The organism is Wandonia sp. (assembly GCF_984588085.1).
The window spans coordinates 77,807-102,496 of record NZ_CFIGVI010000009.1; the positions used below are offsets into that span (position 1 = coordinate 77,807).

At 40.4% G+C, this 24,690-nt stretch carries 20 protein-coding genes; 12 read left to right on the forward strand and 8 right to left on the reverse strand.

Annotated elements, in window-relative coordinates; all coding sequences use genetic code 11:
• Positions 1-22 precede the first annotated feature (22 nt).
• From AC4PL9_RS05525 to AC4PL9_RS05540, 4 genes are read right to left on the reverse strand one after another with little or no spacing between them, the layout of a single operon-like run.
• Complete coding sequence (locus AC4PL9_RS05525; RefSeq protein WP_491603775.1) at positions 23-466, reverse strand: GNAT family N-acetyltransferase; 444 nt, start codon at positions 464-466, stop codon at positions 23-25.
• Position 467: 1 nt separating this feature from the next.
• Positions 468-7,967 carry a T9SS outer membrane translocon Sov/SprA gene (gene sov / locus AC4PL9_RS05530; protein WP_491603776.1) on the reverse strand — a complete coding sequence of 2,500 codons (7,500 nt, stop codon included), beginning with the start codon at positions 7,965-7,967 and terminating at the stop codon, positions 468-470.
• A gap of 6 nt (positions 7,968-7,973) precedes the next feature.
• The gene (gene ruvA, locus AC4PL9_RS05535) at positions 7,974-8,552 is read right to left on the reverse strand and encodes a Holliday junction branch migration protein RuvA (protein WP_491603777.1); all 579 of its coding nucleotides are present in this window, start codon (positions 8,550-8,552) and stop codon (positions 7,974-7,976) included.
• Between the two features lie 4 nt (positions 8,553-8,556).
• A complete protein-coding gene (locus AC4PL9_RS05540; RefSeq protein ID WP_491603778.1) occupies positions 8,557-10,821 on the reverse strand; it encodes an NADP-dependent malic enzyme in 2,265 nt (754 codons plus the stop codon).
• A 140-nt stretch (positions 10,822-10,961) separates the two neighbouring features.
• On the opposite strand from AC4PL9_RS05540, the gene AC4PL9_RS05545 reads away from it, so the two are divergent.
• The gene (locus AC4PL9_RS05545; protein ID WP_491603779.1) at positions 10,962-11,654 is read left to right on the forward strand and encodes an SIR2 family NAD-dependent protein deacylase; all 693 of its coding nucleotides are present in this window, start codon (positions 10,962-10,964) and stop codon (positions 11,652-11,654) included.
• A gap of 63 nt (positions 11,655-11,717) precedes the next feature.
• Here the strand turns inward: AC4PL9_RS05545 and AC4PL9_RS05550 are convergent, their stop codons facing one another.
• Positions 11,718-12,434, reverse strand: coding sequence for a T9SS type A sorting domain-containing protein (locus tag AC4PL9_RS05550; RefSeq protein ID WP_491603780.1), 717 nt, complete (start codon positions 12,432-12,434; stop codon positions 11,718-11,720).
• A gap of 180 nt (positions 12,435-12,614) precedes the next feature.
• Between AC4PL9_RS05550 and AC4PL9_RS05555 the strand changes: the two genes are divergently transcribed.
• The 8 genes from AC4PL9_RS05555 (at position 12,615) to AC4PL9_RS05590 (ending at position 19,766) form a co-directional block, all read left to right on the forward strand.
• Complete coding sequence (locus AC4PL9_RS05555; protein ID WP_491603781.1) at positions 12,615-14,231, forward strand: choice-of-anchor J domain-containing protein; 1,617 nt, start codon at positions 12,615-12,617, stop codon at positions 14,229-14,231.
• Positions 14,232-14,390: 159 nt separating this feature from the next.
• Positions 14,391-14,912: a TlpA family protein disulfide reductase gene (locus AC4PL9_RS05560; protein WP_491603782.1), complete on the forward strand. Its 522-nt coding sequence runs from the start codon at positions 14,391-14,393 to the stop codon at positions 14,910-14,912.
• A 24-nt stretch (positions 14,913-14,936) separates the two neighbouring features.
• Positions 14,937-16,610: a DUF6029 family protein gene (locus AC4PL9_RS05565; protein ID WP_491603783.1), complete on the forward strand. Its 1,674-nt coding sequence runs from the start codon at positions 14,937-14,939 to the stop codon at positions 16,608-16,610.
• Positions 16,611-16,620: 10 nt separating this feature from the next.
• The gene (locus tag AC4PL9_RS05570) at positions 16,621-17,553 is read left to right on the forward strand and encodes an Omp28-related outer membrane protein (RefSeq protein WP_491603784.1); all 933 of its coding nucleotides are present in this window, start codon (positions 16,621-16,623) and stop codon (positions 17,551-17,553) included.
• A 240-nt stretch (positions 17,554-17,793) separates the two neighbouring features.
• On the forward strand, positions 17,794-18,414 hold the full coding sequence (locus AC4PL9_RS05575; RefSeq protein WP_491603785.1) for a peroxiredoxin: 621 nt from the start codon (positions 17,794-17,796) through the stop codon (positions 18,412-18,414).
• A 12-nt stretch (positions 18,415-18,426) separates the two neighbouring features.
• Positions 18,427-18,741, forward strand: coding sequence for a thioredoxin family protein (locus AC4PL9_RS05580; protein ID WP_491603786.1), 315 nt, complete (start codon positions 18,427-18,429; stop codon positions 18,739-18,741).
• A complete protein-coding gene (locus AC4PL9_RS05585) occupies positions 18,722-18,976 on the forward strand; it encodes a DUF6952 family protein (RefSeq protein WP_343785298.1) in 255 nt (84 codons plus the stop codon). The genes AC4PL9_RS05580 and AC4PL9_RS05585 overlap by 20 nt, the downstream gene beginning before the upstream one ends.
• 100 nt (positions 18,977-19,076) lie before the next feature.
• Entirely contained in the window at positions 19,077-19,766 is a 690-nt protein-coding gene (locus AC4PL9_RS05590; RefSeq protein ID WP_491603787.1) for a hypothetical protein, read from the forward strand.
• A 60-nt stretch (positions 19,767-19,826) separates the two neighbouring features.
• On the opposite strand, the gene AC4PL9_RS05595 is transcribed toward AC4PL9_RS05590, so the two are convergent.
• Together AC4PL9_RS05595 and AC4PL9_RS05600 are read right to left on the reverse strand one after the other, a co-directional pair.
• The gene (locus AC4PL9_RS05595; protein WP_343785296.1) at positions 19,827-20,357 is read right to left on the reverse strand and encodes a hypothetical protein; all 531 of its coding nucleotides are present in this window, start codon (positions 20,355-20,357) and stop codon (positions 19,827-19,829) included.
• Between the two features lie 40 nt (positions 20,358-20,397).
• Complete coding sequence (locus AC4PL9_RS05600) at positions 20,398-21,381, reverse strand: LuxE/PaaK family acyltransferase (RefSeq protein ID WP_491603788.1); 984 nt, start codon at positions 21,379-21,381, stop codon at positions 20,398-20,400.
• A gap of 42 nt (positions 21,382-21,423) precedes the next feature.
• On the opposite strand from AC4PL9_RS05600, the gene AC4PL9_RS05605 reads away from it, so the two are divergent.
• The 3 genes from AC4PL9_RS05605 to AC4PL9_RS05615 all read left to right on the forward strand — a co-directional run bounded on the left by AC4PL9_RS05605 (position 21,424) and on the right by AC4PL9_RS05615 (position 24,127).
• On the forward strand, positions 21,424-21,927 hold the full coding sequence (locus tag AC4PL9_RS05605; RefSeq protein WP_491603789.1) for a hypothetical protein: 504 nt from the start codon (positions 21,424-21,426) through the stop codon (positions 21,925-21,927).
• 377 nt (positions 21,928-22,304) lie between these two features.
• Positions 22,305-23,396: a heparan-alpha-glucosaminide N-acetyltransferase domain-containing protein gene (locus AC4PL9_RS05610; protein WP_491603790.1), complete on the forward strand. Its 1,092-nt coding sequence runs from the start codon at positions 22,305-22,307 to the stop codon at positions 23,394-23,396.
• Between the two features lie 62 nt (positions 23,397-23,458).
• Entirely contained in the window at positions 23,459-24,127 is a 669-nt protein-coding gene (locus AC4PL9_RS05615) for a response regulator transcription factor (RefSeq protein ID WP_491603791.1), read from the forward strand.
• 39 nt (positions 24,128-24,166) lie between these two features.
• Here the strand turns inward: AC4PL9_RS05615 and AC4PL9_RS05620 are convergent, their stop codons facing one another.
• On the reverse strand, positions 24,167-24,502 hold the full coding sequence (locus AC4PL9_RS05620; RefSeq protein ID WP_491603792.1) for a hypothetical protein: 336 nt from the start codon (positions 24,500-24,502) through the stop codon (positions 24,167-24,169).
• Positions 24,503-24,690: the final 188 nt, after the last annotated feature.

Here is a 24,690-nt window from a genome sequence, read left to right on the forward strand (position 1 = left end):
CAAAGTACAACGAAAAAAGTTCTTAGAAGAATAAACGTCCGTTTATCCACTCGTCGTCGAGCAAAGCTCCTTTTTTGTTGTAAAACTCAATGGCTGACGTATTCCATTCCAGTACCTGCCAGTCCATTCTCTTTGCTCCCTGCTTCTTTCCTTCTTCTACAACACGATCAAAAAGTTCACCTCCCACTCCGTCTTTTCGGTATTCCGGCTGAACATAGAGATCTTCAAGATAAATCGTTCTTCCTTTCCAGGTTGAATACCCAAAGTAATACAAGGCAAATCCTACTATTTTTCCGTGTTCATTTTCAGCAACAAAAGCAAAACATCTCTTTTCCTGAAACAAGTCAATCAATAATTGTTCCGGGGTAGTACTTACGGCATCCGGCTCTTTCTCGTATACTGCAAGTTCAATAATTAATTCGTGTATAGCTACAGAATCTTCAGGAACAGCAAGGCGAAATTTCATATTATAACCCTCCTAAATTAATTCTCAGGCGAATACCGCAGTTCATATTTCCTGTTGGATAAGAAGTCGCAATTTTAGGATTTGTGATCATCTGATCATAATAAATCTGTGCCGTAAGATTACGTCCTATATTATAATCCAGCGAGGAACGTATAGAGATCACATTCTGACCTGCTGTTGCCTGATTTGTGTTTTCAACTATTTTTCTGATTACAGTTACATTATCACGGATCGTCAGGTCAAAACGGAAGTTCAGGTCAGATACAATCGGTCGATTGTTCAACTTGAACCAGGGTAACTTAACATTTCCGAATTTATACCCGGTTCCGATTACCCATTCTGTTCCAAAAATTTCCGTTACCTGATTATTCGCCAGAGACAACCCTACAGAACGGTCTCTTTTGTACTCAAACTTCGTAATCAACCCATTTTTCTTAATCAACCAGGTTGCGTCAAACCCGATCAGAGGAGAGAAACGTTCCGATATACTAACGTTCTGTACCTGCATCGAGGAAATAAAGTTATTATTCAAATCCCGTTCGATCGCATTTCCACTTCCATCTTCACCGTAATTCAGGTTGGTTTGCATTCCTCCCATTGTAACCGTTGAACTATAGCTGTGCTTGATTACAAAGTTACGAACGACTTTACGCATAAATTTGAACTTGGATACTCCGTCATAGGTAATTGACCAGTTAGGAAGAGGAATGTTTTTCAACGGATTCTTCGACTTATTGTTCACCCCGGTTCCTGTATAAGCCGCCAGGAAAGCCCCGATAACAACATCCTGCTGATTCCCGCTATATCCCGAATAGAATCCGCTTCCATCAGGTGATGAATTAGGATTCTCCGATCCAAGTAGTTCTGATACATCCTGACGATATTCCCGCATCTGGTCAAATGTTCGCGACTGGTATCTACCGGACATTGCTGTAAATGCAGAACCAATAGAAATCGTTGAATACGTAAGATTGGACGTTGTGAAACGGCTTTGTGTTTCATGTATACTCAACGAGTCATTCCATCTGAAGAACTCAGACTGATTCTCCGAAAATGTTCTGTTGATCGTCAGGTCAATACGCAAATCTCTGATCGGCTCCAGCGTAGCTCTACCGGTAATCGTCTGGTTATGCGTCATAGCATGCTGTGTATTCAATCTGCTGTTCCTAACTAACCAATCATTATCAGCTGCTTCTTGCGCAAAATCTCTTCCATTATCTTGTCCCCAGATTGTTCTTTCCTGCTGTCCGAATACAAAACCTGCGGAAGGAGCTTTAAACGAATTATTAAACCCGAGCAAACTGGTCTGCTGATTGTAACCCGGCAACAAAGTTCCGTCATTTACGGAGTAGGTACCTGAAACATTCCTCAAGGTCATTAATAATCTTCCCGCAAAGCCAAGTACAGGATGAACCGGCTTATCTTTATTCTCTGCCTTTTGACGAGCCAATTCCTCTTTCTCTTTCAGCTTTTCTTCAAGTGTCTTAACCTTCTCTTCTCTTGAACTGATTGTCTCTTGCTTATCATCAATTGTCTCCTGACCCAATGAGTCAATTAAATCCTGAGATGGTGTTCTGAACGTTTCAAGGTCCTGAATTTTTCCTTGTTCTTTCTGAATCTTGCTCTTCAGCCTGTCAATCTTCCATCCGAGGAATCCACCTGTATCACCGGAAGAATTTCTTCCTCCCTGTCTTGCTCCACCTCTGTTTACTGCTGCGCTTCGTCGTTGTTGAATAGCTCCTGAACGACCACCTCCATTGTTGATTTTTTTGAAGAACCCAACCTTATTGTAAAGATTTACAAAGTTAAGTTGAGCTGTCATGTTCAGGTTTCTGTTATTCTGAATAATATTTCCAAAGTCAGATTGTCCCAGCGGTGCTCTTTGCCAGTCATACCCTGCCGAGTAGCGGATATTGGATGTAACCCAGTCCAAAGCAGGAATCTTATTGAAGGGAATATTATAAGAAATATTGTAGGAGTGATTGTAGTTCATTGTTGTACCTCCCGTACCCAACTGACGACGAATAGAATCTTTAAACAGCTGATAATTCTCTGGGTCTGCTTTTTTATCAATCTGACCATCCGGCTCTGTGAAGATGGAATTATTATTTGCAGCAAAGTCAAACTTCAGATTCTTTGTAATATCGTACTTCAATATGTAGTTTCGTGCCCAGGTGAAGTTTTTCACATACACCGGATCAAACTCAAACGAAGACAGGTTATTTCTAACCAAACGTTCATTGTATGTACGCAACAGTGCATTGTTTATCGTTACACTTTTAGGGCCGAGATAAATCCCTGCTTCTTTTATGAGTGCCAACCATTTGGATTTCTGTAGTGCCTTAACATTCTTAAAAGGTTCCCACAAGAACGGGTTCGCATTGAAATTATAATTAATACCTCCCCGCCATACCTTTGTTCTGTCATACTCAATATTGAAGTCTCTGTGCAGATCCTCATTATATCCGTATGTAAGTGAAATATTCTCAATATCCCAGAAACGTGCTTTCTTTCCTTGTTTTCTTTCCTTACGAACGTTGGTGAAATTATATGCTTTTCTTTCTGTAAAATCCTGACCTCTTTTGGCTCTTTCTCTTCTTTCATTAAGGTCATACTCCGACAGCTTTATATCCGGATTGTATGGATCAAATTCCGGGTTAATCACACCAACTGAATAAGAGAAAAAGAAAGGAACATTGATTCGGGCTTTTTTACCAAAGAATTGTCCCAGCTGCATATTGGTATTAAAATCAAATCCCATTCGGGTGTCCCGCTGTCTGTCCTGAACACGGCTGTCAATACTACCCCAGTTCAGTCCTGAGTAATTCCCCGACATCGATACATTTGCAAAATCCGCAAGTTGCAGTTGCAGACTTGCAACAGCTGCTCCACCACCTTCGCTAATGAAGTCTGTTAATCTCAGCTCATTTACCCATACCTCGGCACACTTTGGCAATCCATCATCCGGTTTCCATGGGTTATCTCCATTACTTTTCGGATTTCTTACACCAATCATTATCGTCCTCAGATCCTGTAGGTTAGGGCTACCCTTTACTCCTATTCGTTTTGTAGGATCACTTGGTACCGGCTCGTAATACATAACGTTCATGCTTACAGTAGGGTTAGCCGCTTCCATAAGCTCATTACGTCCTTTCTTCAGGTTTGTCAGATCTTCAAATACAATCTCTACATTATTTGCCTCCGGCCAGATCGCTTCTGCACTTGTTGCTCCCCATGGAGTTAGTTTCAGAGGTAGTTCGTATTCGTAATAATTATCCGTCAAATCCGTTCCCAAACGAATAAATACTGTTACATCATCATCCGAAAGAGGAGTTGAAGGATCAACCTCTTCTCCATGAACGAACATTTTCAGCTTCTTGTAGTTGTTCAGGTTAAAGGTTACGTTTCTGAAACCGGCACGAGCATCCCCATCCTGCAAATTACAAACCTGTAAGCTCATGGATTGTTCGTTCAACTGACGGGTTTGTACCTGTCCCGGATCAATCTCACGTTGGATTCCCGGAGGAACTTCGTATTTAATTGGTTCTCTCTGGTCATGCTCCTCCACATTCACAACATTAATATTGAATGTTGTCAGGTTTGGATCCACCTGAACCACATCTCCCGGTTCTACCAGACTTTGGTTATATCGTCTCCATTCTCCACGCACCAGTTCCAATCGTGCAAAACGCAAAACAACTTCTTCGTCCCATTCCTTCAGAAACATCCGCATAAAACGAATGGATCTGAAGTCTGAAATTCCATTGACTGCTTTGTCCGGAAGAGAAACCGGAACACGAAACTGATACCATTTTTCAACTTTTCCAGCTGGTGTAGTTACTTCCGAAACACTTGTTATATGGTTTTTACCAACTACCATATCGTTCGGGCGTAAACTGACCTTATACTGGAAATAGCTTTCGGATTCTGACAGGTTGTTATCCTGGTTTATGTCCTCAATATCCGGTGAGTTTGTAGCCAATGTCATATAACCATCAGCGTTCTGTTCAGCTGACATCTCAGACGTTGGTGAGTTTCCTTCATGACCATTGTATCGCTTATAACGTTCAAGTATGTTCAAACGTTCCTCATCGTATTGGTCATCTCTATAATAGTTAAAGTCATCTGAGGATGGATCCGCCAGCATTCTAGCTTTAGTTTCCGCACTCAGTACTCCGTTACTTTCCACCCAGTTGACATACCCCAGATAGAACTCTCTCTCATCTGTATTTCCCCATCCGTCAAGACCAACGTCCTGGTTCTCTCTTGCCGACAGATCATTGTCAAAAGCGTTAACTACTGTCTGGTCAGTTGACACTCGTCCCCAAACCGTCAGGTCTGTATTTCCCTGCGGGTCATCTGGTCCGGCTGGCAACCCGTTCTCAAAACTTTTACGTGAATCCGGCAAGATATCTTCGGACACATTCCCCAGGTTGAAATACAAATCTCCTCCTGAATGAGCACCTTGGTTTACCGCCTCCTGATCATCGTTAAACGGATCAAGCATCCAGAACTGGATAAATTCAATGTTTGCCTGTTCAAAGTTCGTGGTAGAAAGTGAACGCATTATTCCTCCCCATCTTGCCTGTGGATCAGAGAACAATCCATCAAGTGTCAGATTGGCGGTTGTATCGTAGTTGTACATCCCCCTTTCTTTCGGGTAATACGCAAGATCAAGTGTCGGAATGTTATTAAAGGTAAACTGCTGTAATTGAATATTCGGGAACAGTTCGGTCTGCATTACAATTCGCATCCGTGCATCATCCAACATCGAAGGATCTTCCTGAATGTGTGCAGGTGTTAACGAATTATTCTGATAGAAAAGCGGATCAATAGTATACCAGGCCAACAAAGATCGTTTATACCCGGCAGAAAGGTCATTTTTCAGGTTTCCTTCCGGGAACAGATCCGGCTGCCCCTGAGGTACAGACGCCAGTTTCCACATGCTTTGTGTACGAATGTCTATCGTACTCTGACTACCTTCAAAATCATCGACATAAGACACTCCTCCTTTACCTATTCCTCTCGGCGTTCCGGGAATAAGATACGCTCCTTCTCCCCTAAAAGTAATCGAAGATGGAGCGCTTGTAGAAATGATAGGCAGAAGATCTACTAACCTCGTCAGGAAAGGAGCATTTGTACGGTAATCAATATTTAACCCTATCATGTGATTACTATAGGGTTCATCCCCAATATTTACTTTTTGGGTTAAGGGTTTTTCCTTGGAGTGTACCCAGGTGGCACCTATATTAAAATCTTTATTAACCCGGTAGTTGAAGTGGGTTCCCATGAAATTCTTTTGCTGGAATCCAAAAATAGAATTACTCTCTATGGACACTTTTATAGGCGTATTCGATTCCAGAATGGAAGAATTCAGAATCTTTACTCTTCCCAGGTTATAATCAACGGTATAATCCGTCCCTTCTTGTAAGCGAATTCCTCCGGCAGTAACCGATACGGCACCCTCAGGTATATTCAACGCATTCAAAGGGATATCCGAACTCACTGAGGATTTATACTCTCCTTTAAAGCTAAATCTATTTTTACTCGGTAGCATTTGAGCCGCAATCAATGTCGAATCATAGAGTTCCGTATAGGCGATTCTGGAAGCCTGATTAGGGGCAATCCCTCCATCCACCAGTTTATCGTATAATGTTTTACCAAAAGGTTCTACTGTCGAAAAGTAAATTCGTCCATTCTTCGGGTTAATCGTACCCCCGTTTTCGAAACGGTTTCCATTTTGAGCTAATGCAGCAAAATCAAACACCCCATCCGGAAAAGGCTGGTTATTCTGATTCAGCTTATCCATTTCCAGTAACTGCACCAATAGTGTTTCATCTACACCCGAATAAGGCATAAAATTCACAGGCAAAGATGTTTCCGGATTATTGTACCACAAATCCATTCTGAAATCGGCTTGTGTCAACTGATAAGCTCCAATTGAGTAGACGTTTTTCATCATGAGATCCCAGATTTTCATTCTCGGACTCAAAATTGTCGATTTCAACATTTTCAGGTACAAAGCGTTTTGTCCCTCAATACCATCTGTAGAAAATTCTCCTACCTGATAAGTTCGACCTTGCACGGTATATTCGTAGGCAACAGCCAAAACCTCATCATTATTCAGTGGCATGTTTAGTGAGATATACCCCAATAAAGCATTGTATGTATATTCCTGCTCACTTAGTCTTCGAGCATTTTCTACTTTCTCGTAGTCAAAAGATTGTTGAAAAGGTCCGGGTGAAGCTGCCTGTGATGAAAGTGCTGTAACAGCATTCGAAAAGCTTCTTAGCAGAGCATTCCCTGTTGCCCAATCGTATAAATCGTTTGCAGCATTGTCCGGAAGTTCCGAAGAAGAAGTACTTGTTACATTTCCTTGAAAATTCTCCTGCTTTGCTTCTCCCAAATCGGAAAAGGCTATAATATTTCTCGTATTATCCGTATTGTTCTGGCGGTTGGTAACCCACACCTCCATACGTGTAATATTAACGGGCGTATTGACAATCGGAAGTTGTGCCATTGCCTCATCATAGTGATCATAGAAATAATGATTTATGAAAAAGTGACGGTTGGCTTCATAGTTATCCGCTTTTACATCAAATTTCTGTACCTGTGCTCCACCTGAAATATTTATTTCCTGTTTCTGCCCTCGTGATTGAGAAGCGATAGCGTCTACGGTTAATTTTCCGAATCGCAATTGTGTCTTTACCCCAAACAGTGCCTGTGCCCCCTGAATTAAAGAGGTATTTAAAGGCATACTCACATTACCCGCTTCAATTTTCTGGATAATCTGATCTTCATCTCCCGTGTACTCCAGCTTTGTGACATTTTCAAAATCAAACGCTGCCTCAGTATTGTACATTGTGGTCAGCTTCAACTTTGTTCCGACCTGTCCAACAAGATTTAACTGGATTCTCTGGTTAAAATCAAATCGTGACATTTTTCGTTGATTCTCCGGAAGAACCGGGTTGTCGTATCGCGAAGAATTCGCTCCGAAAGACAACTCCACAGAACCCTGCGGGCGGATATTGATCTCGTTACTCCCAAAAATATTGCGAAACGCCTCTCCCTTGATTTTCAGAGGCGGTATAAGAAATTGATTTTCTTCATTTTCCTGGGCTATTCTATCTTTCCAGTACTCTTCCATTTCCTTTTCCTGCTGGTACTGAAGGTATTCTTCAAGCGTCATCATGGAAGAAGGGCGAAGATTGATATTGTTTCCTACTTTTTCTTTAAATACATATTTCCCTGAAACAGGATCGTACTCTATAGTAGTAGTGACATTACTGGGCAATCCCAGATCAAAACTCTGGGAATTATTCTGTGTAGGATCCTGATGTTCCTCAATTGGAAACGGCAGATTAACTTCCGGTGAATCCAGATAAATTTTCGGGATAAACTCCTTCGCCCAAGAAGATCCCGAAATGACCAACATCACCAACAATACATACACGTATCGTAGGTTAAAGTAGTTTTCTATGAGGTTCTTAACAATGTACAATTTCTCCTACAGTATTTTTAATGCTTCCCGAATTAACACTTCGACGGTATCTTCCTCTGAAGCAGACACTTTATCCAGTGCTTTTTCCGCAATTTTCTTATCAAATCCCAAAGCAATTAATGCAGTTAACGCCTCAAATCGTTTTGTATTGTTCTGTGTGAAAATATTATTCGAAGTAAATTCCATTTTCACAACCTTATCACGTAGGTCAATAATAACACGCTCAGCTGTCTTGGCGCCAATACCTTTGATACTTTTGATTGTCTTCACATCTTCGGTTTGGATGGCATGAGCGATCTCTTCCGGAGAAAGTGCCGAAAGCATCAGAATAGCTGTGTTTGGTCCAATTCCCGAAACACTGATCAGATGGTTAAACATTTCCCGCTCTTCTGTCGAATGAAAACCGAACAAAATCTGAGCATCCTCTCTGAATATCTGATGCGTGTAAATAAAAATATTTTCATCAGAAGACAGGGTTGCATACGTGTTCAATGAAATCTTAACAGCATACCCCACACCGACACATTCTATTACCAAATGTGTCGGGTTTTTCTCGATTAATCTTCCTCTGAGATGCGTAATCATAGTGTTATTTACTTTGTGCGTCTACGACTGCAATTTTCACCATATTGACAATTTCCCGAACAGACGATCCCAATTGAAGTACGTGAATTGATTTTTTCAAACCAAGTAGTACCGGACCAATTGCTTCCGCTTCTGTCATCTCCTGCATCATTTTATAGGCAATATTTCCTGAAGAAAGGTTAGGAAAAATCAATGTATTCACCGATTTATTAGCCAATGTCGAGAAGCTAAATTTCTCCTGCATCAATTCATTGTTCAACGCAAAATTTGCCTGCACCTCACCATCCACACACAACGAGGGGTTACGTTCGTGCAGAATCTCTACAGCATCTCTCATCTTATTCGGGTCTTTCCCCGGAGCTGATCCGAAGTTCGAATAACCTAACAAAGCGATTTTCGGCGTTACTTTAAATCTTCTTACCGTTTTTGCTACTAACTCTGTAATTGTCGCAATGTCTTCCGCTGTCGGATCCACATTAACTGTTGTATCCGCCAGGAACATCGGACCTCTTTTGGTCATAAGGATATACATTCCGGCAACACGTCCTGCATCTTTTTCTACTCCCACAATCTGGAGAGCCGGGCGAATTACATCTTTATAGTTTCTTGTAATCCCCGAAATCATTGCATCTGCCTCTCCTTTTTCAACCATCATAGCACCGAAATGATTTCGGTCTCTCATAAGTTGGATCGCTTCGTATTCGGTAACCCCTTTTCGTTTTCTTTTCTCGAAAAATGCCTGGCCGAATTCATTTCTTTTCTCTTCCTGATCTTCTGACTTCGGGTCAACAATTAGCACATCCGGCATTTCAATATTGTTCTCCTCCATTGTAGCAAGGATACGCTCTCTTTTCCCTAGTAAAATAGGAGTCGCGATTCCCTCTTCATAAGCAGTAAGTGCCGCCTTTAAAATCTTATAGTTATCAGCCTCCGCAAATACAACACGTTTTGGGTTTCGGGTAGCTTTTTCGGTAATATTCCGAACAAATTTATTGTCCAACCCAAGCCTGTTCTTCAGTTCTGCTTCGTAAGCATCCCAATCTTTTATCGGAGAGCGCGCAACACCTGATTCCATTGCCGCTTTCGCTACTGCTGGTGCAACATAGTATATAAGACGGGGGTCAAGTGGTTTCGGAATAAACTGCTCTCTTCCAAAATAAATATTTTTATCTCCGTAGGCTTCGTTTACTTCTTCCGGAACTGTTTCTTTTGCCAAAGCAGCAATTGCGTGAACTGCTGCCAGCTTCATGTCTTCATTAATGCAAGTCGCCCGAACATCCAATGCTCCACGGAAGATAAACGGGAAGCCCAATACGTTGTTTACCTGATTAGGATGGTCAGAACGTCCTGTCGCCATAATCAAATCTTTTCGTGCCGACATTGCATCCCTGTAAGCAATTTCCGGATCAGGGTTGGCAAGAGCGAATACGATAGGATCTTTCGCCATTGATTTAATCATATCCTTAGACACAATATTCCCTTTCGAAAGACCCAGGAATACATCTGCTCCTTTTAATGCCTGATCAAGTGTAAGGTCTTTTGCGTGCGAGGCAAATAGTGACTTATGCTCATCTAATCCTTCGCGGTTTTTGGTTATTAACCCCTTACTGTCAAACATGAATATATTTTCGCGTTTTGCTCCCAACGCGACATATAGCTTTGCACAGGAAATTGCCGAAGCACCTGCACCACTCACTACAATTTTAACTCTCCCTATCTTTTTCTTTGCCAGCTCCAAAGCATTTAACAGAGCTGCAGAGGAAATAATTGCCGTTCCATGCTGATCGTCGTGCATCAACGGAATATCCAATTCTTCTTTTAGCCTTCTTTCTATTTCAAAAGCTTCCGGAGCTTTAATATCTTCCAGGTTGATTCCACCAAAAGTCGGTGCAATTGCTTTTACTGTCTGAATAAATTGTTCGGGATCCGAAGCGTCAACTTCAATATCAAACACGTCAATGTCTGCAAAGATCTTAAACAGAAGTCCTTTTCCTTCCATAACCGGCTTGGAAGCTTCCGGCCCTATATTTCCCAATCCTAAAACCGCTGTACCGTTGGAAATTACCGCAACTAAATTCCCCTTTGCCGTATATTTATATACATCTTCTTTATTGTCTGCTATTCTAAGACATGGTTCAGCCACTCCGGGTGAATATGCCAACGACAAATCACGCTGCGAGGAGTATGGTTTGGATGGAATAACTTCAATTTTTCCCGGTCTTCCGGTTGAGTGATAATCTAACGCCTCTTGCTTTCTAATTTTCGCCATAATAAAACTCCTTTTACGGATAATTCAAGAGGGTAAAATTATAAAAATTGCCTAACAATGGAGAGCTTAGTTCTTTTTTCGTGAAATAAAATTAAATATCTTTCGCTTTGATTGAATAAAACCAAAAGAACTCCTGTAGCATGAAAAAGAAACTCGTTGTACTATCCGGCTCCGGAATCAGCGCCGAAAGCGGACTGGGAACATTTCGTGACAATGGTGGTTTATGGGAAAATTATAAAATAGAGGACGTCGCAACGCCAGAAGCCTGGTCGAAAGACCCGGAATCAGTACTGGACTTTTACAATATCCGACGACGAATTAATAATACAGCAACCTTTAACATCGCCCATAAAGTAATTGCTGAACTCGAAAAGGATTTCTCCGTATCCGTTATCACTCAAAACATTGACAATCTTCATGAGCGCGCAGGAAGCACACATGTCATTCACCTCCATGGTGAAATTACCAAATCAAAAAGCAGCGGACCTAAACAGGAAACAGCCTATTATGAGATCGAAGGTGATGAACTTAACCCCGGTGATCTATGCCCCGAAGGTTATCAACTCCGACCACACGTCGTCTGGTTTGGAGAAGAAGTGCCTTTATTATCCCACGCCGCAGAAATAGTTTCTACTGCTGATGTGTTTCTTATTATCGGTACTTCATTACAGGTTTATCCTGCCGCGGGGCTGATCCATTTTTGTCAACCTGATTGCATCTGTTACGCAATTGACCCCAAAGCAATTCCTATTGATTCCAATTACATACATATCAAGGAAACTGCTACAAAAGGTATTGAGACATTCAGACACAACCTTTTGAAACACATATAAAAAGAAATAAAAAAGACCGACCCTAACAAGGTCGGTCTCAGCTTTACAATATTAACCCTAATATTACTGCTTTCTAATAATCAATTTTCTTGCAGGAAGCGTATTCCCTCTCTTATCTTTAATGACATAGAAGTATACTCCGTCCGGCAAATCAGATAAATTAACTTTTTGCGAAGCGGCACTTAAAGACGCTGTGTAAGCAACCTTACCTAACATATCAAGCACTTCAAAAGAAGCCCCTTCAGAAGCATTTTTAACTGTCACCATACCTGATGACGGATTTGGATATACTTCAACATTTTCCAACGCTTCCTCCCCTGACGAAAGCGTTGATGTAAACTCAACTGTAACCCAATCAATACGATCTTCATTCTCATCTAGAATATAGTATCTGAACCGGGCATAACCTCCTCCACCATTAAAAAACATTTTTGGCTGGAACAAAGTTGAATCCGTATCATCTAACTCATAGAAAAACGGTCGAATCCAGGGATCCCCATTACAGTCGAAGCAAATTTCATTATCACACAACTGATCTGTAAAAGCAGGGGACGACAGATCCAATTTTACCCGTTCCCACTTATATTGTTTTGTTGCTCCACTAATATTCTGGACATACAAATTTGCGTATACTAATTGTTCTGTCCCTGATATGGTAACTGTCTGACCATTGTAAGCAACATTTGGGTCACTTTCAAGGTGAATAAAAACTCCTGAACTCTGGGCTGAAGCAGCAAAGGAGAAAAGGAGTGTAAAAGCGTAAAGTAATGTATTCTTCATATCAACAAACTATCTGATTTATATTATACAAATATAACAAAAATTGAACCTCTTTTTAACATTCCACCCCTTCATCTGTCATTCATCATACTCTCATAGGATTTCAAGAGTGGTTTGTTATTTTTATGTTAATCTGATTAAAATAATGTTACATTTGGAACAGAACTAAAAAGAAAACTTATGAAAAAAATTCTATGCTTCATGTCAGCTTGCGCATTAGGTCTCAATGCTCAGGCTCAAACTTATTTCTCTGACGATTTCTCAAGCGGAAATCTTAACAACTGGACTCTTGTTGATTCTGACGATGATGGTAATGATTGGTACGTTGTTAATTTCAATGACGGAATTCAAAATGCTCACGCTACCTCTGCTTCATATGCAAGTTCAGCCTTAAATCCGGATAACTGGATGATTTCTCAAGCAATTGATTTAACCTCTGCAACAGGAACTGTGTTTTTAACCTGGAAAGTATATGGTCAGGATCAGTCTTGGCCTGCAGAAAACTACTCTGTATATGTAAATACGTCTTCTGATGTAAATACAATGACTACAGATGGGAATGCGTTTACAGAAGTAGTAACTACTTCAAACGGATACATGTTCCGTTCAATAGATATTTCTTCTCACATAGGGGAAACTGTATACATAGCTTTCAGACATCATAATGTTTCAGACCAATTCCGTATAAATCTGGATGACATTGAAGTGATGAGCGTTTCCGCAAACGACCTGAAAGTTAGCAATATTCTTATTGACGGTAATATTGAAGGAGACCGTACCTTCCAAATTATTGTAACGAATAATGGAACAGCCCCTGTTTCAGCATTCGATCTTGACTGGTCCTTCAATGGTGGAAGTACAACTACTGTTAGTCCTACAGGACTTAATCTGGAGTTTGGGGATTCATACACAATTGAGGTTCCTGTAAACGGAACAGTTGCTGCTAATAACGTTCCTTTCGCAGCAACAATAACGACATCTGATGATGATGACTCAAATAACTCACTTACTAAGAACTTTAACATCACTCTACCTATCAGACAATATATTGCAACTGATTCTCACGGAGAGGATTTCAACCTCTATAACAGCCTTTCAAGTGGGCAAGCTATCATCCTTGACTTTATGGCTTCATGGTGCGGACCTTGTCAAAGTTCCACTCCTGAAATTTCAGCCATGATTCAAAACAATGGATCCGGAGAAGGACGGGTACAGGCTTTAGCTATTTCAGTTGAAGAAACAGACAATAACAGCGTTCTTAACAATCTGGACTGGAACGGAGGTTTCTATAGCTACCCTAAGTTTGCTTATACAGCTGAAAACAATGCACAGTACTATCACTATGGAGTTGGTCATGATTTCAACTCAGGTGGTTCAATTCCATTTTTCGTGATGATTTGTCCTAACGTTACTGATCCGGGGAGAAGTGAAATTGTAAAAGTTGATGTTGGGTACGGAAACGGAATGTTTGTTGCCTACCAATCTGCACTTGATGCATGTCCTTCTGCAACTCTTTCCATTGATATCAATGAAGAGGAATTGGAAACAACTCTTTCCGTATACCCAAATCCGGCTAAAGAATCAGCGACTGTATCATTTAATGCAGATGCAGAAAACACTTCTGTTGAAGTTATCAACTCTCTTGGACAAACTGTTTATTCAGTTGAGCTAGGTTCTGTTATAGGACAAAACGAAGTTAACATTCCAACTTCAGAATTAGCTGAAGGGCTTTACTTTGTTAATGTAAAAAATTCAAACGGAAGTACTGCTACGGCTCGTCTTTCAGTTGTGAAATAATTCTACTTTTCATAAAGGGAAGCCATCTTCGGGTGGCTTTCCTGTTTTATAGAATTTAGGATTTCAATAATTTAAGCCATCTTCACTGTAGAAGAGCGCAAATAAAATCGTACTTTTAACACTGGAATACAATTTGCATGTTAACCCAAAAACAGAACTATGAAAAAGATATTCTTAACCAGTATGCTAATCGGTCTTTCATTTATAAGCTCTTACGCTCAGGAAGCAGAAGCCGATAATGGAAAGGGCAAAAAAGTTCCTTCTGTTCAACTTGTTGACGTAAACGGACAACGAATCAATACTGCTGAAATTAACAACGACGGTAAGCCTGTAATCATAAATTTTTGGGCAACATGGTGTTCTCCATGCAAACGTGAACTAAATGCAATCAATGAAGAATACATTGACTGGCAAGAGGAAACAGGGGTAAAATTAATTGCAGTTTCCGTTGATGACGAACGGACCAAAAACCGCGTTAAACCTTATGTGGATGCATCAGGGTGGGAATACGAAATCTGGATGGACCCCAATGGAGACTTCAAACGCGCGATGGGAGTCAATAATGTTCCGCATACTTTCCTTATTGATGGAAACGGAAATATCGTTTACACACACAACAATTACTCTCCCGGAGACGAGCACGAATTGTATGAACATGTTAAAAGTCTTGTAAAAGAATAGCGTCAAAGATCAAGTAATCGCCTTATGAAATATAGATACATAACAAGTGTGATCTTCTTTTGCTTCACATTTGGAACGGGTTCTTTTGCCCAAAAATTAGGTTCTGTAAGCGGTAATATCGAGAGTATCTACCAGTATCTGCTTACGGACTCTATTATCGGGGCTACCCAGCCTAAGGAAAAATCACTTATCAACACGTATGCTCTGGTAAACTATAATCTTGCAGGATTTAAAGCCGGAGCCCGCTTCGAGGTATACTACCCCCGTATTCTGGGATATCCGGATCGTTATGATGGTGCAGGACTGGGATATCGTTATGTAGGATACGAAAACAAGTTGCTTAGCGTAACTGTAGGAAATTTTTACGAACAATTCGGTTCGGGATTGATTTTCCGCTCTTATGAAGACCGCGCCTTAGGTGTTGACAATGCCATGGATGGCTTTCATGTACGACTCTCTCCTGTGAAGGGATTAACCATAAAAGGTGTTTACGGAAAACAACGTTTTTCATTTACTGACGGAAAGGTTGTGAAAAGCGCTGGAATTGTCAGAGGATTTGACGGAGAACTGGCCGTAGATCAGCTGATAACTAAATTGTCTGATAAACAAATCCGGCTAAAGATCGGTGGATCATTTGTCAGCAAGTATGAATCAGGGACGCATCCGGATTATAACATTCCGGCTAATGTAGGAGCCTATGGAGGACGTATTGACTTCGGATATAAAAACTTTTATCTCAACGGAGAATATGTTATCAAGGAAGCAGACCCTTCTGCTGACAACAACTATATTTTCAATTACGGTAAAGGTATGATTGTTAATATGGGGTATTCCCAAAAAGGAATCGGAGTTTTACTATCCGCTAAAAGTATTGATAACATGTCGTTCCGAAGCGAGCGGAATGCTGCCTTACAGGATCTGACAATCGGCTTTATTCCTCCGCTGACCAAAACACATACGTACAACCTTGTCACCACGTTATATCCCTATGTATCGCAACCATTGGGAGAAGTTGCGTATCAGGCCGATTTCTTCTATAAATTCAAAAGAGGAACAAAACTGGGCGGAAAATACGGGATGGATATTGCCCTGAACTTCTCAACGGCTTTTGCCCCGGAACAAACCCTTAACGGGATTGATCTGAACGATTCCTCACGTGTTGTTTATTCTTCACGATTGTTTCATTCATCCTATAAGAGAAGTGATCTCTACTGGCGTGACATAAATGTTGAAGTTAAACGAAAACTATCCAAAAAATGGAGTTTTATTGCATCGTATTATAATATTCACCTGAATAATGATGTTATTAAAATAACGGATGCCAAAGGGATTATCGAATCACATATCGGAGTAATTGATGTGTTGTATAAAATCAACACAAGGCATTCGATACGGGGAGAATTACAGGGACTCTGGACCAAAGGCAGAAAAGATCGCGGGCATTGGGCTACCCTCGTGCTGGAATACACGATCTCTCCGGACTGGTTCTTTAGTTTTGTAGGCCAATACAACTACGGACATCCTAATCCTGATCTCAGGGTTCTTTATCCGATCGGAGTAATTGGAAAAATATGGGGTTCAACGCGTTTACAGGTGGCCTATGGTCGTCAGAATGCAGGACTTTTCTGTGTGGGAGGTGTCTGTCGTTTCGTACCGGCTTCCAATGGATTGACCGTAACATTTACGCACAGTTTTTAAATAAAAGAGTATGAAAAATATTTGTTTTTTTATCCTTGCTCTACCACTTGTCTCAGGGCTTTTTTCCTGTGATAAAGTAGAAAATGCCTATCATCCGGCTATCGCAACAGACCTTGATCCTTCTTATTATCCCGGAGAGTGGTCTGATTATGAAGCTAACGAGTGGCCGGAGTTTACTCCGAACAGTAATACATTGCGCAATGTTCTGATAGAAGATTATACGGGTCATACCTGCAACAATTGTCCCAATGCTGCTACGACGGCCCATAATCTTGAAGCAGCAAATCCCAGCCGGGTTTTCTCCGTTGGCATTCATGCCGGACCGGGAGGAATGACGGCATTCCAGAATTTCACACCGGGAGCAAATAAGTATTATACAGATCATACCAATGCCGAAGGTCTCGCCTATGGTGTCACCTTCCAAAACGGGTTTAATTTCTTCGGTAATCCACAAGGAACAGTAAACAGAGCCATTTATGAAAATAAAATGTTTGACCTGCAAAGCTCCTGGAGTACCCGGACTTCTGAAATCTTGAATGATGCAGAGCTCAAGTTTAATATTCAATCTGTTTTTAATTATTACTCTTCCACGAATGGTGGTTACCTGCATATTGAGGTAGAAAAACTAACGGAAGAGAGTATTGAGACCAACCTTGTTGTATACGTTGTTAAAAACGAAGAAACAGACTGGCAAAAAATGCCGGATAATTCTGACAACCCCGATTACTTGCACGAAAACAAACATCTGGGAAGTATTGATGGTCAGGAATGGGGACGTCCTTTAAAAACTGCTGAATTGAGTGCCGGAGAAAAAGTTCTTGAAAATTATTCTTACGGTCTTCCCGAAGGGATAGCTTTTGATAATTTACATTTTCTGATTTATGTATACGATGTTAACACCTACGAAATTCTCCAGATTATCAAGCAGGAAATAACTGAATAATCCCCTGTTTATAGGACTAGTATGAATGCCCTGCACTTTGGTACAGGGCATTTTTCTTTTACTAAAACAATAGGATATAGCTTTTTTCAATTGATCTATAAATAAAATTGATAGAATCTATACCCCTTTCTCGTCTATCTTTGTTCCGAACAATTAAAAGAGCAGAGAATTTAGGCTGTTCATTTGATTGTAATGGTTAAATTAGCTGTAAATAAGTAACACGTAAATAAAAAGTAAATTATGAGTTTTGTAGGAAAAAAATTTCCATCAATTGAAGTAAATGCGATGGACGAAATGGGAGACACATTTAAAGTTGACGTTTTCAAACAAGCGGTTGACAACAAGAAAAAAGTGCTTCTTTTCTGGTATCCGAAAGACTTCACTTTCGTTTGTCCAACTGAGATTCATGCTTTCCAGGAAGCTGCAGCTGAGTTTGAGAAGCGTAACACAATGATCATCGGAGCTTCTTGCGATACTGCAGAAGTACACTTTGCATGGTTGAACACAGCAAAAGACAATGGAGGAATCGAAGGAGTTAAATTTCCTTTGTTAGCTGATTCTACTCGTCAATTGGCAATGGAGCTTGATATCCTTGACTTTGACTTGTTTGATGAGAACGGAAGCGGTGGTGATAACGTAACGTATCGTGCTACTTACCTTATTGATGAAGAAGGAACTGTATTCCACGAATCAATTAACCACATGCCGTTGGGAAGAAATGTAAACGAGTACCTTCGTTTGGTAGATGCATTCACACACGTTCAGAAAAACGGTGAAGTTTGTCCTGCTAACTGGGAAGAAGGAAAAGAAGCTATGAACGCAACCCGTGATGGTGTAGCTGATTATTTGAAAACACACTAAGACCTTAACATTATGTTTACCGAATTAACTGAAGATACGCTGGATCAAATACTTTCAAAAAACAAGAAAGTAATGGTACAGTACGGTGCCGGATGGTGTGGAAATTGTAAAATTACCAAGCCAAAATTCAAAAAGTTGGCCGAATCGCATCCGGATATTGAGTTTGTCTATGTTGACGCAGAAAAACTGCCCAACTCAAGAAAGTTTGCCGAGGTTTCGAATTTGCCAACATTTGCCGGTTTTATCGACGGTAATCTGGTAAAACAAAACCAGGGTAACAAAGTAGAAATCATTCAAGAAGTAGTCAATGAGGTTGCCAATAATTAAGCACATGGTTGAATTCATCGAACAGAATGATGAAGACTATGTAAATGAAACAATGGAAACACTGGAGTTTCTGATTGATGCACCCGGCATTAAAGACGAGGAACTGGATGTAATCGGAGAGTTGTTGTCCAACTTTTCGGGAGCAGTAGAAGTTCATCGTGAAATTGCCGCAGGAAAGCCGAAAAAAGAAGCTTTAAATGAGTTCATGAAACGTGTAGTTGGCTCTATCGACTAACTATTTCCTGAAAAGATAATGAAAGGCTGTCATGATATTGACGGCCTTTCTTATTTTGAAGTCGTTTTGTTTGTAATTTTGATCCAAAATAAAATACTGTATGCGAATTATCGGAATGTTTACGCTACTAACACTAGTGATTTCATGTACTCCTCAGAAAGAAGACCTTGAAGAGAGTTTCTTTTTCCCCTATTTCTATGCTGTGCAGGACGAACCACTCATCTACGTATATCAGGACAGTCTTAACCCAATGTTCGAGGTATTTGAACGGATTTTCACAACAGAAGACACGATTAACGGAAAAACAGTTTGGCTAGAACGTTATAATTCGGCATTCCGGTTACTGGAAACCTATCAGTTTAGTTATAATCGTGATCTAAAGGTAAATAATCATACCGTTAGCAACGGGAAACTCTACATCAGCTCGGAGATCCGGGATTCGATCTTCTTCCCTTTCTTTGGAGATACGGCTCACTTTTCCTCCACTTTCCCATCTATGACAGACAGTATTGTCTTTCACCTGGACAGCAAAAAATCACTTCAAAAAGAAAAAGGTAATTTTATCTGGGATGATAAACAGGTAGAAACGGTTCAGGTAATCGATTCGATTAAGTATTATGCGGTAGATCTGCGAAACCAAAAGGAGAAAGTTACAGAAACCATTGGTGTTACTACATACGCGAAAGGTATGGGAAAAGTCCATGTAAAGAGTACAAATGGTAAAGTGAACTTACGATTGACACGTATTCTTACAGAAGAAGAGTGGAAATTTATAATTACCAAAGAATAAAAAAGGGAGCTTTCCTTTCCGGTCTCACTCCCTTTTCTTTTTTACTCTGTTTTTATTGTCTTATTTCACTTTCACGCCTTTCACGATACGATCCTGTCGCTGTGTTTCGTGTAGTCGCTTCATCTGCACTAACAAGAATGCATTCCCGCTGGCTCCCGAAGCTGTATACAACTCATTGGCGTATTGTAGTTCTCCCTTTCCATCCTTCCAGGTAGCATTCAGGAAATATCTACCGCCCGATCCTTCCCGGTATTTGAATGATAAGTATCTACCTGACCCGGATTCAAACCGAACAAACAATTCATCGTTCGGACCAAACTTCTCTACCACACATTTCGTTCTGGGAGGAATGATGATCCGATCTTCCTTACTTCGACTACTTTCGACCAGTACCCCTCCTGTTTGCGTTCCTTTCGAACCCGAACTGGAACCTCTGTAAAGAATAATTTCACTGGATGTAAAAAACTGTACTTTTTTGATTGTCTTTTCATCGAGTTCGTATTCATTTTTTATTTTGTTCGTATACGGAACTTTTGTTGCGCAGGAAGCTGTCAACACTCCGACCATCATCAAAAACACTATTCTTTTCATCTGTTTCTCTTTTGGATTTCTTAAATACAAATATCGTACCTTAATTATTCACGAGCAAATTACACCCCCTAATATCACTATTGTCAAAACGTCCCATGATCCGGAAGCCTCCCTCAACAATTTTCCCTAAATCCTGTGTATGAATAAATGAACAGCTATATATGTTAGCAAGGTCGATTACTGAGATCCCTCCCGTTCGTCCCTGTTCCACCCAGGAGAGAGGGTCTTCTGTATCCCGGATCAGAATTTTCATCCAGGGAGGTAGCGAAAATACGCCATCTCTGAACGAATAAGCCTGTGACAGTAGTTCCGTCATACCATATTCAGAAGAGATTATCTCTACTCCTAATCCTTCACACAACACCCGGTGTAGTTCTTCTTTGATCATTTCCTTGCGGCGTCCTTTCATCCCACCGGTTTCTATAATCCGGACACCTTCCAGATTTATTTGCTTTTCGGCCAGATCCAATAAAGCATAGGATACACCAAACAAAATGACATCTTCTCCCGCTTTTTTTGCCTGTTCAATTACACGCAGCAGTTCCTCATGATTGTACAGAAAAAAGCCAGAACGCTCATTTTCAGAAGCCCGGATCAGGTAATCGACCATATATACCAATGAAGAGTTTCCCTGTTCCAGATAGTTGGGTAATAAAGCAAGAATCACTTTACCCTGAACTTTTCCGAAAAACTGCTCAAAACAATGCATAAAACTCTCTTCATACAAAGAAAGGTCGGTAACATAGTGATGTGACCGGATACTTCCCGTTGTACCGCTACTCTTAAAGATTAATTCTTCTTTCTTTCCGGAGGTAAGAATCTTTTGTGTCTTAAAAAACTCAATTGGTAAAAAAGGGATCTCTTCCAGCGTTTTCGGATTCGTTCTACCTAGCTGATCACAGAACTCTTTATACACAGGCACATGGTCATACTGAAAACGAAAGAGATCAAGCGCAATTCGACAAAATTCCTCTTCACTTCCAATCTCCCACAGGTTCTTCCGTATTTCCGAAATATCTTGCATACAATTCATAATGATTATGTAAATTTAGGTATTCGAACGTTTATGGTACAAAGATTCAAATATATTCTGCCTGTATTTCTTTTTCTTGTTTTAACCGCCTGCTTTAAAAAAGAGGAGTATCCGGTTGAGCCGGTTATTGTTTTTGACCGTTTTACTACAGCAGGAGATTCTGCACGTTTGAGTATCGAATTCACTGACGGAGATGGAAATATCGGTCTGAAGGATGATCAGGTTGCACCTCCGTACGACCCGGCTTCTTTTTATCATTACAATTTATACATCGAATATTGGGAAAAACAGGATGGAGCCGGGTGGCAGCCGGGAAGAACACCTCAGGGAGATACAATTGTATTCAAATACCGCATAAAACCTTTCACTACGTCAGAGAAAGATGACCCCATCAAAGGTATACTGGAAGTACTGATAGAACCGGTTTATTATAATCCTTTTTCAACGGACAATGATACCATTAAGTATAAGATCACACTTATTGACCGGGACTTACATATAAGTAACAAACTGGAAACACAGGAAATAATCAGATAACAAACTGCCTAAAAAGCGAACAAGAGCCTAGACGGGCGTCCAGAGCTCTTGTTCAAATCAACCTAACCTACTACTACTGTGACAAAGATAAGGGCTTTTAACGTTTCCTCCAAAGAAATTAACAATTTTTTAGCATTTATTTTTTATAAGAAAACAATTATATACGATTGTTTATCATTTATTTACAGTTTTAATAGACGATATATTTTATTCATCCACACTATTCATAAATCCATCGAAAACCGGCTTTTTAAAAGCCGCAAAAACCACTTTTTTTAGACTCCTATTTCAGCCATAATTCTTGTTCTTTTTTATTCCAAAAGCAGCTTCCTGATTTTCACTACATTTGTTCATACACTCCGGTAAAATAGAAAAACGTGCAAATTTCTTCTGGTATTGATGACACTAAGCGGTTCCTGTTCCTCGACCTATCCAGAGGGATTGCCTTGTTATTGATGCTTCAGGGGCATTTTATCTCTGCAACACTGGATGAAAACAGCGTATCAGAAATGGATTTTTTTCACTATTGGAAAGAGCTACGAGGGTATACAGCTCCACTCTTCTTTATTGTTTCCGGACTTGTCTTTAACTTTCTTCTTCTAAAAACACAAGCGCTTCCGCTGCTCGAAAATAAACGTTTACGAAAGGGACTGAAAAGAGTGTTCCTGTTATTAATTGCCGGGTATTTACTTCAGTTCAATTTTGCCAATATTTCCTATTATCTCAATGGCAATCCGGGTGAGCACATTTTTTCCTTTCATGTTTTACAAAATATCGGAGCGGGATTATTATTGCTCATCCTTCTTTTTGTTGTCTTTATAAAATTACTCCGTGTTCCGTGGTACATCATTTATCCCTCAGTACTCGTTTTCTGGCTCTACCTGAGTGGTGTCGTAAGCACCACAGAAGGCTATATTCCCGCAAACGTTCCGGAGCTTATACAGAATAGTATTAAAGGTCCGCATTCTGTTTTTCCGGTCTTCCCCTGGTCGGCTTATCTGCTTTACGGCGCTTTTTTGGGTGCTCTTTTCAGAGAACTCCATACGCGTGTTCGTTTTGTACTCATTCCTGTTGTACTGCTGCCAATAATGGGTATTTTCCTTTTTCTATCCGGAGAATTACTTCAGTATCTTCAGGCACTGACCGGTCTTCGGGAAATTGTCTATGAGTTATATGCCCTGAAAGTCATGTTCCAGCTTACAGTCGTTATTCTTTTCCTTTTGTACCTGGAAAAAGTTTTGGCATCTACCCAGACTTTACTACTTATCGGTAAGAACACGCTAACCATCTATATCCTTCATTCTTTGGTACTTTACGGTGCTATTACTGGAACCGGAATTATCACTTTTTACCGTAATGCTTTAACCGGATGGCAGGCAGTTTTTGGAGCCCTCGTATTTATTTCCTTTTTTGCGGTTTTAACTGTTTTACAGCATAAATCAGGGAAACCCTGGTTAAAACTCAGATAAGCAATATCTCTTACGCCTAATTTAACCGAATGTTGTATCTTTATTTCCAAAAGAAATATTGAATGAATAAGCCTAAGATCTTAATAGTAGACGACGAGCAGGATATCCGTGAGATAGTAAAATACAATCTGGAAAAAGAAGGTTTTGAAGTTGAGACAGCAGAAAACGGTGAAATTGGAATAGAAAAGACGAATTCGTTTCGCCCGGACATCATTTTACTGGATGTGATGATGCCAAATATGGATGGTATTGAGGTTTGTGAACGCATCCGAGCCATTCCTGAATTACAGGATATACTAATCTGTTTTCTGACAGCCCGGTCTGAAGATTATTCACAGATAGCAGGACTGGAAGCCGGGGCAGATGACTACATCGCCAAACCCCTCAAGCCCAAAGTACTGATCAGTAGGCTGCATGCCATTCTACGCAGAAAATCCTCCAATCAGGCTGAAGAAACACAAAACGGACTTGTCATTGACCGCGAACGATACCTTGTATTGCTGGACGGGGAGGAATTGCAGTTACCCAAAAAAGAATTTGAATTACTGGCATTGCTCCACTCCAAACCCGGAAAGGTTTTCGAACGGGACTTTATTCTTGAGTCGGTTTGGGGAACCGATATTGTTGTCGGTGACCGAACCATTGATGTTCACATCCGGAAACTTCGCGAAAAAATCGGTGATGAATATATCAAAACGGTTAAGGGAGTCGGTTATAAATTTGAAGAATAAAAAAGGGGCTTGTCCCCTTTTCTTCTTTTAAAGAAGCTGTTATTCTTCATAAGAAGCTTCAAATACCTTGAACTCCTTTTCCGAAAAAGAGTCAATCTCAAACGGTTCTATTGTACCCAACTCCATTTCTTGCAAATGGCGATTGATGGAGTCAAAAAATACCTCTATGCTTTGCTGACAACTGTCCAACCTCTTAATCGCCTGAGATACTTCCATGGCTCGCTCAAAAGACTTTATATAAGCTCCCTGCAACGAATCTGAATCAGGATTAGCACTCAGGTCATTCACCTTCTTATCAGAACAACCAATCAAAGCACAACAAAAAGACAACACTACTATATTTCTACCTCTCCCTTTTATTTGTGTACCCATCATTTTTATCCCCCTCTTTTTCTTTTTGTTAAAAAACTACTTCTCATCCGGTTATACCGCCTCTCATTCTCTTTCAAAGGGAAAATAACCTGGACAACCTGAACCGCGCAAACCAAGGTTAACAATATAAAAACAGAATCCATAGAAGTGCTTGTGATAAGCTGCTAAGATATTCTATTGTTTTTATCATC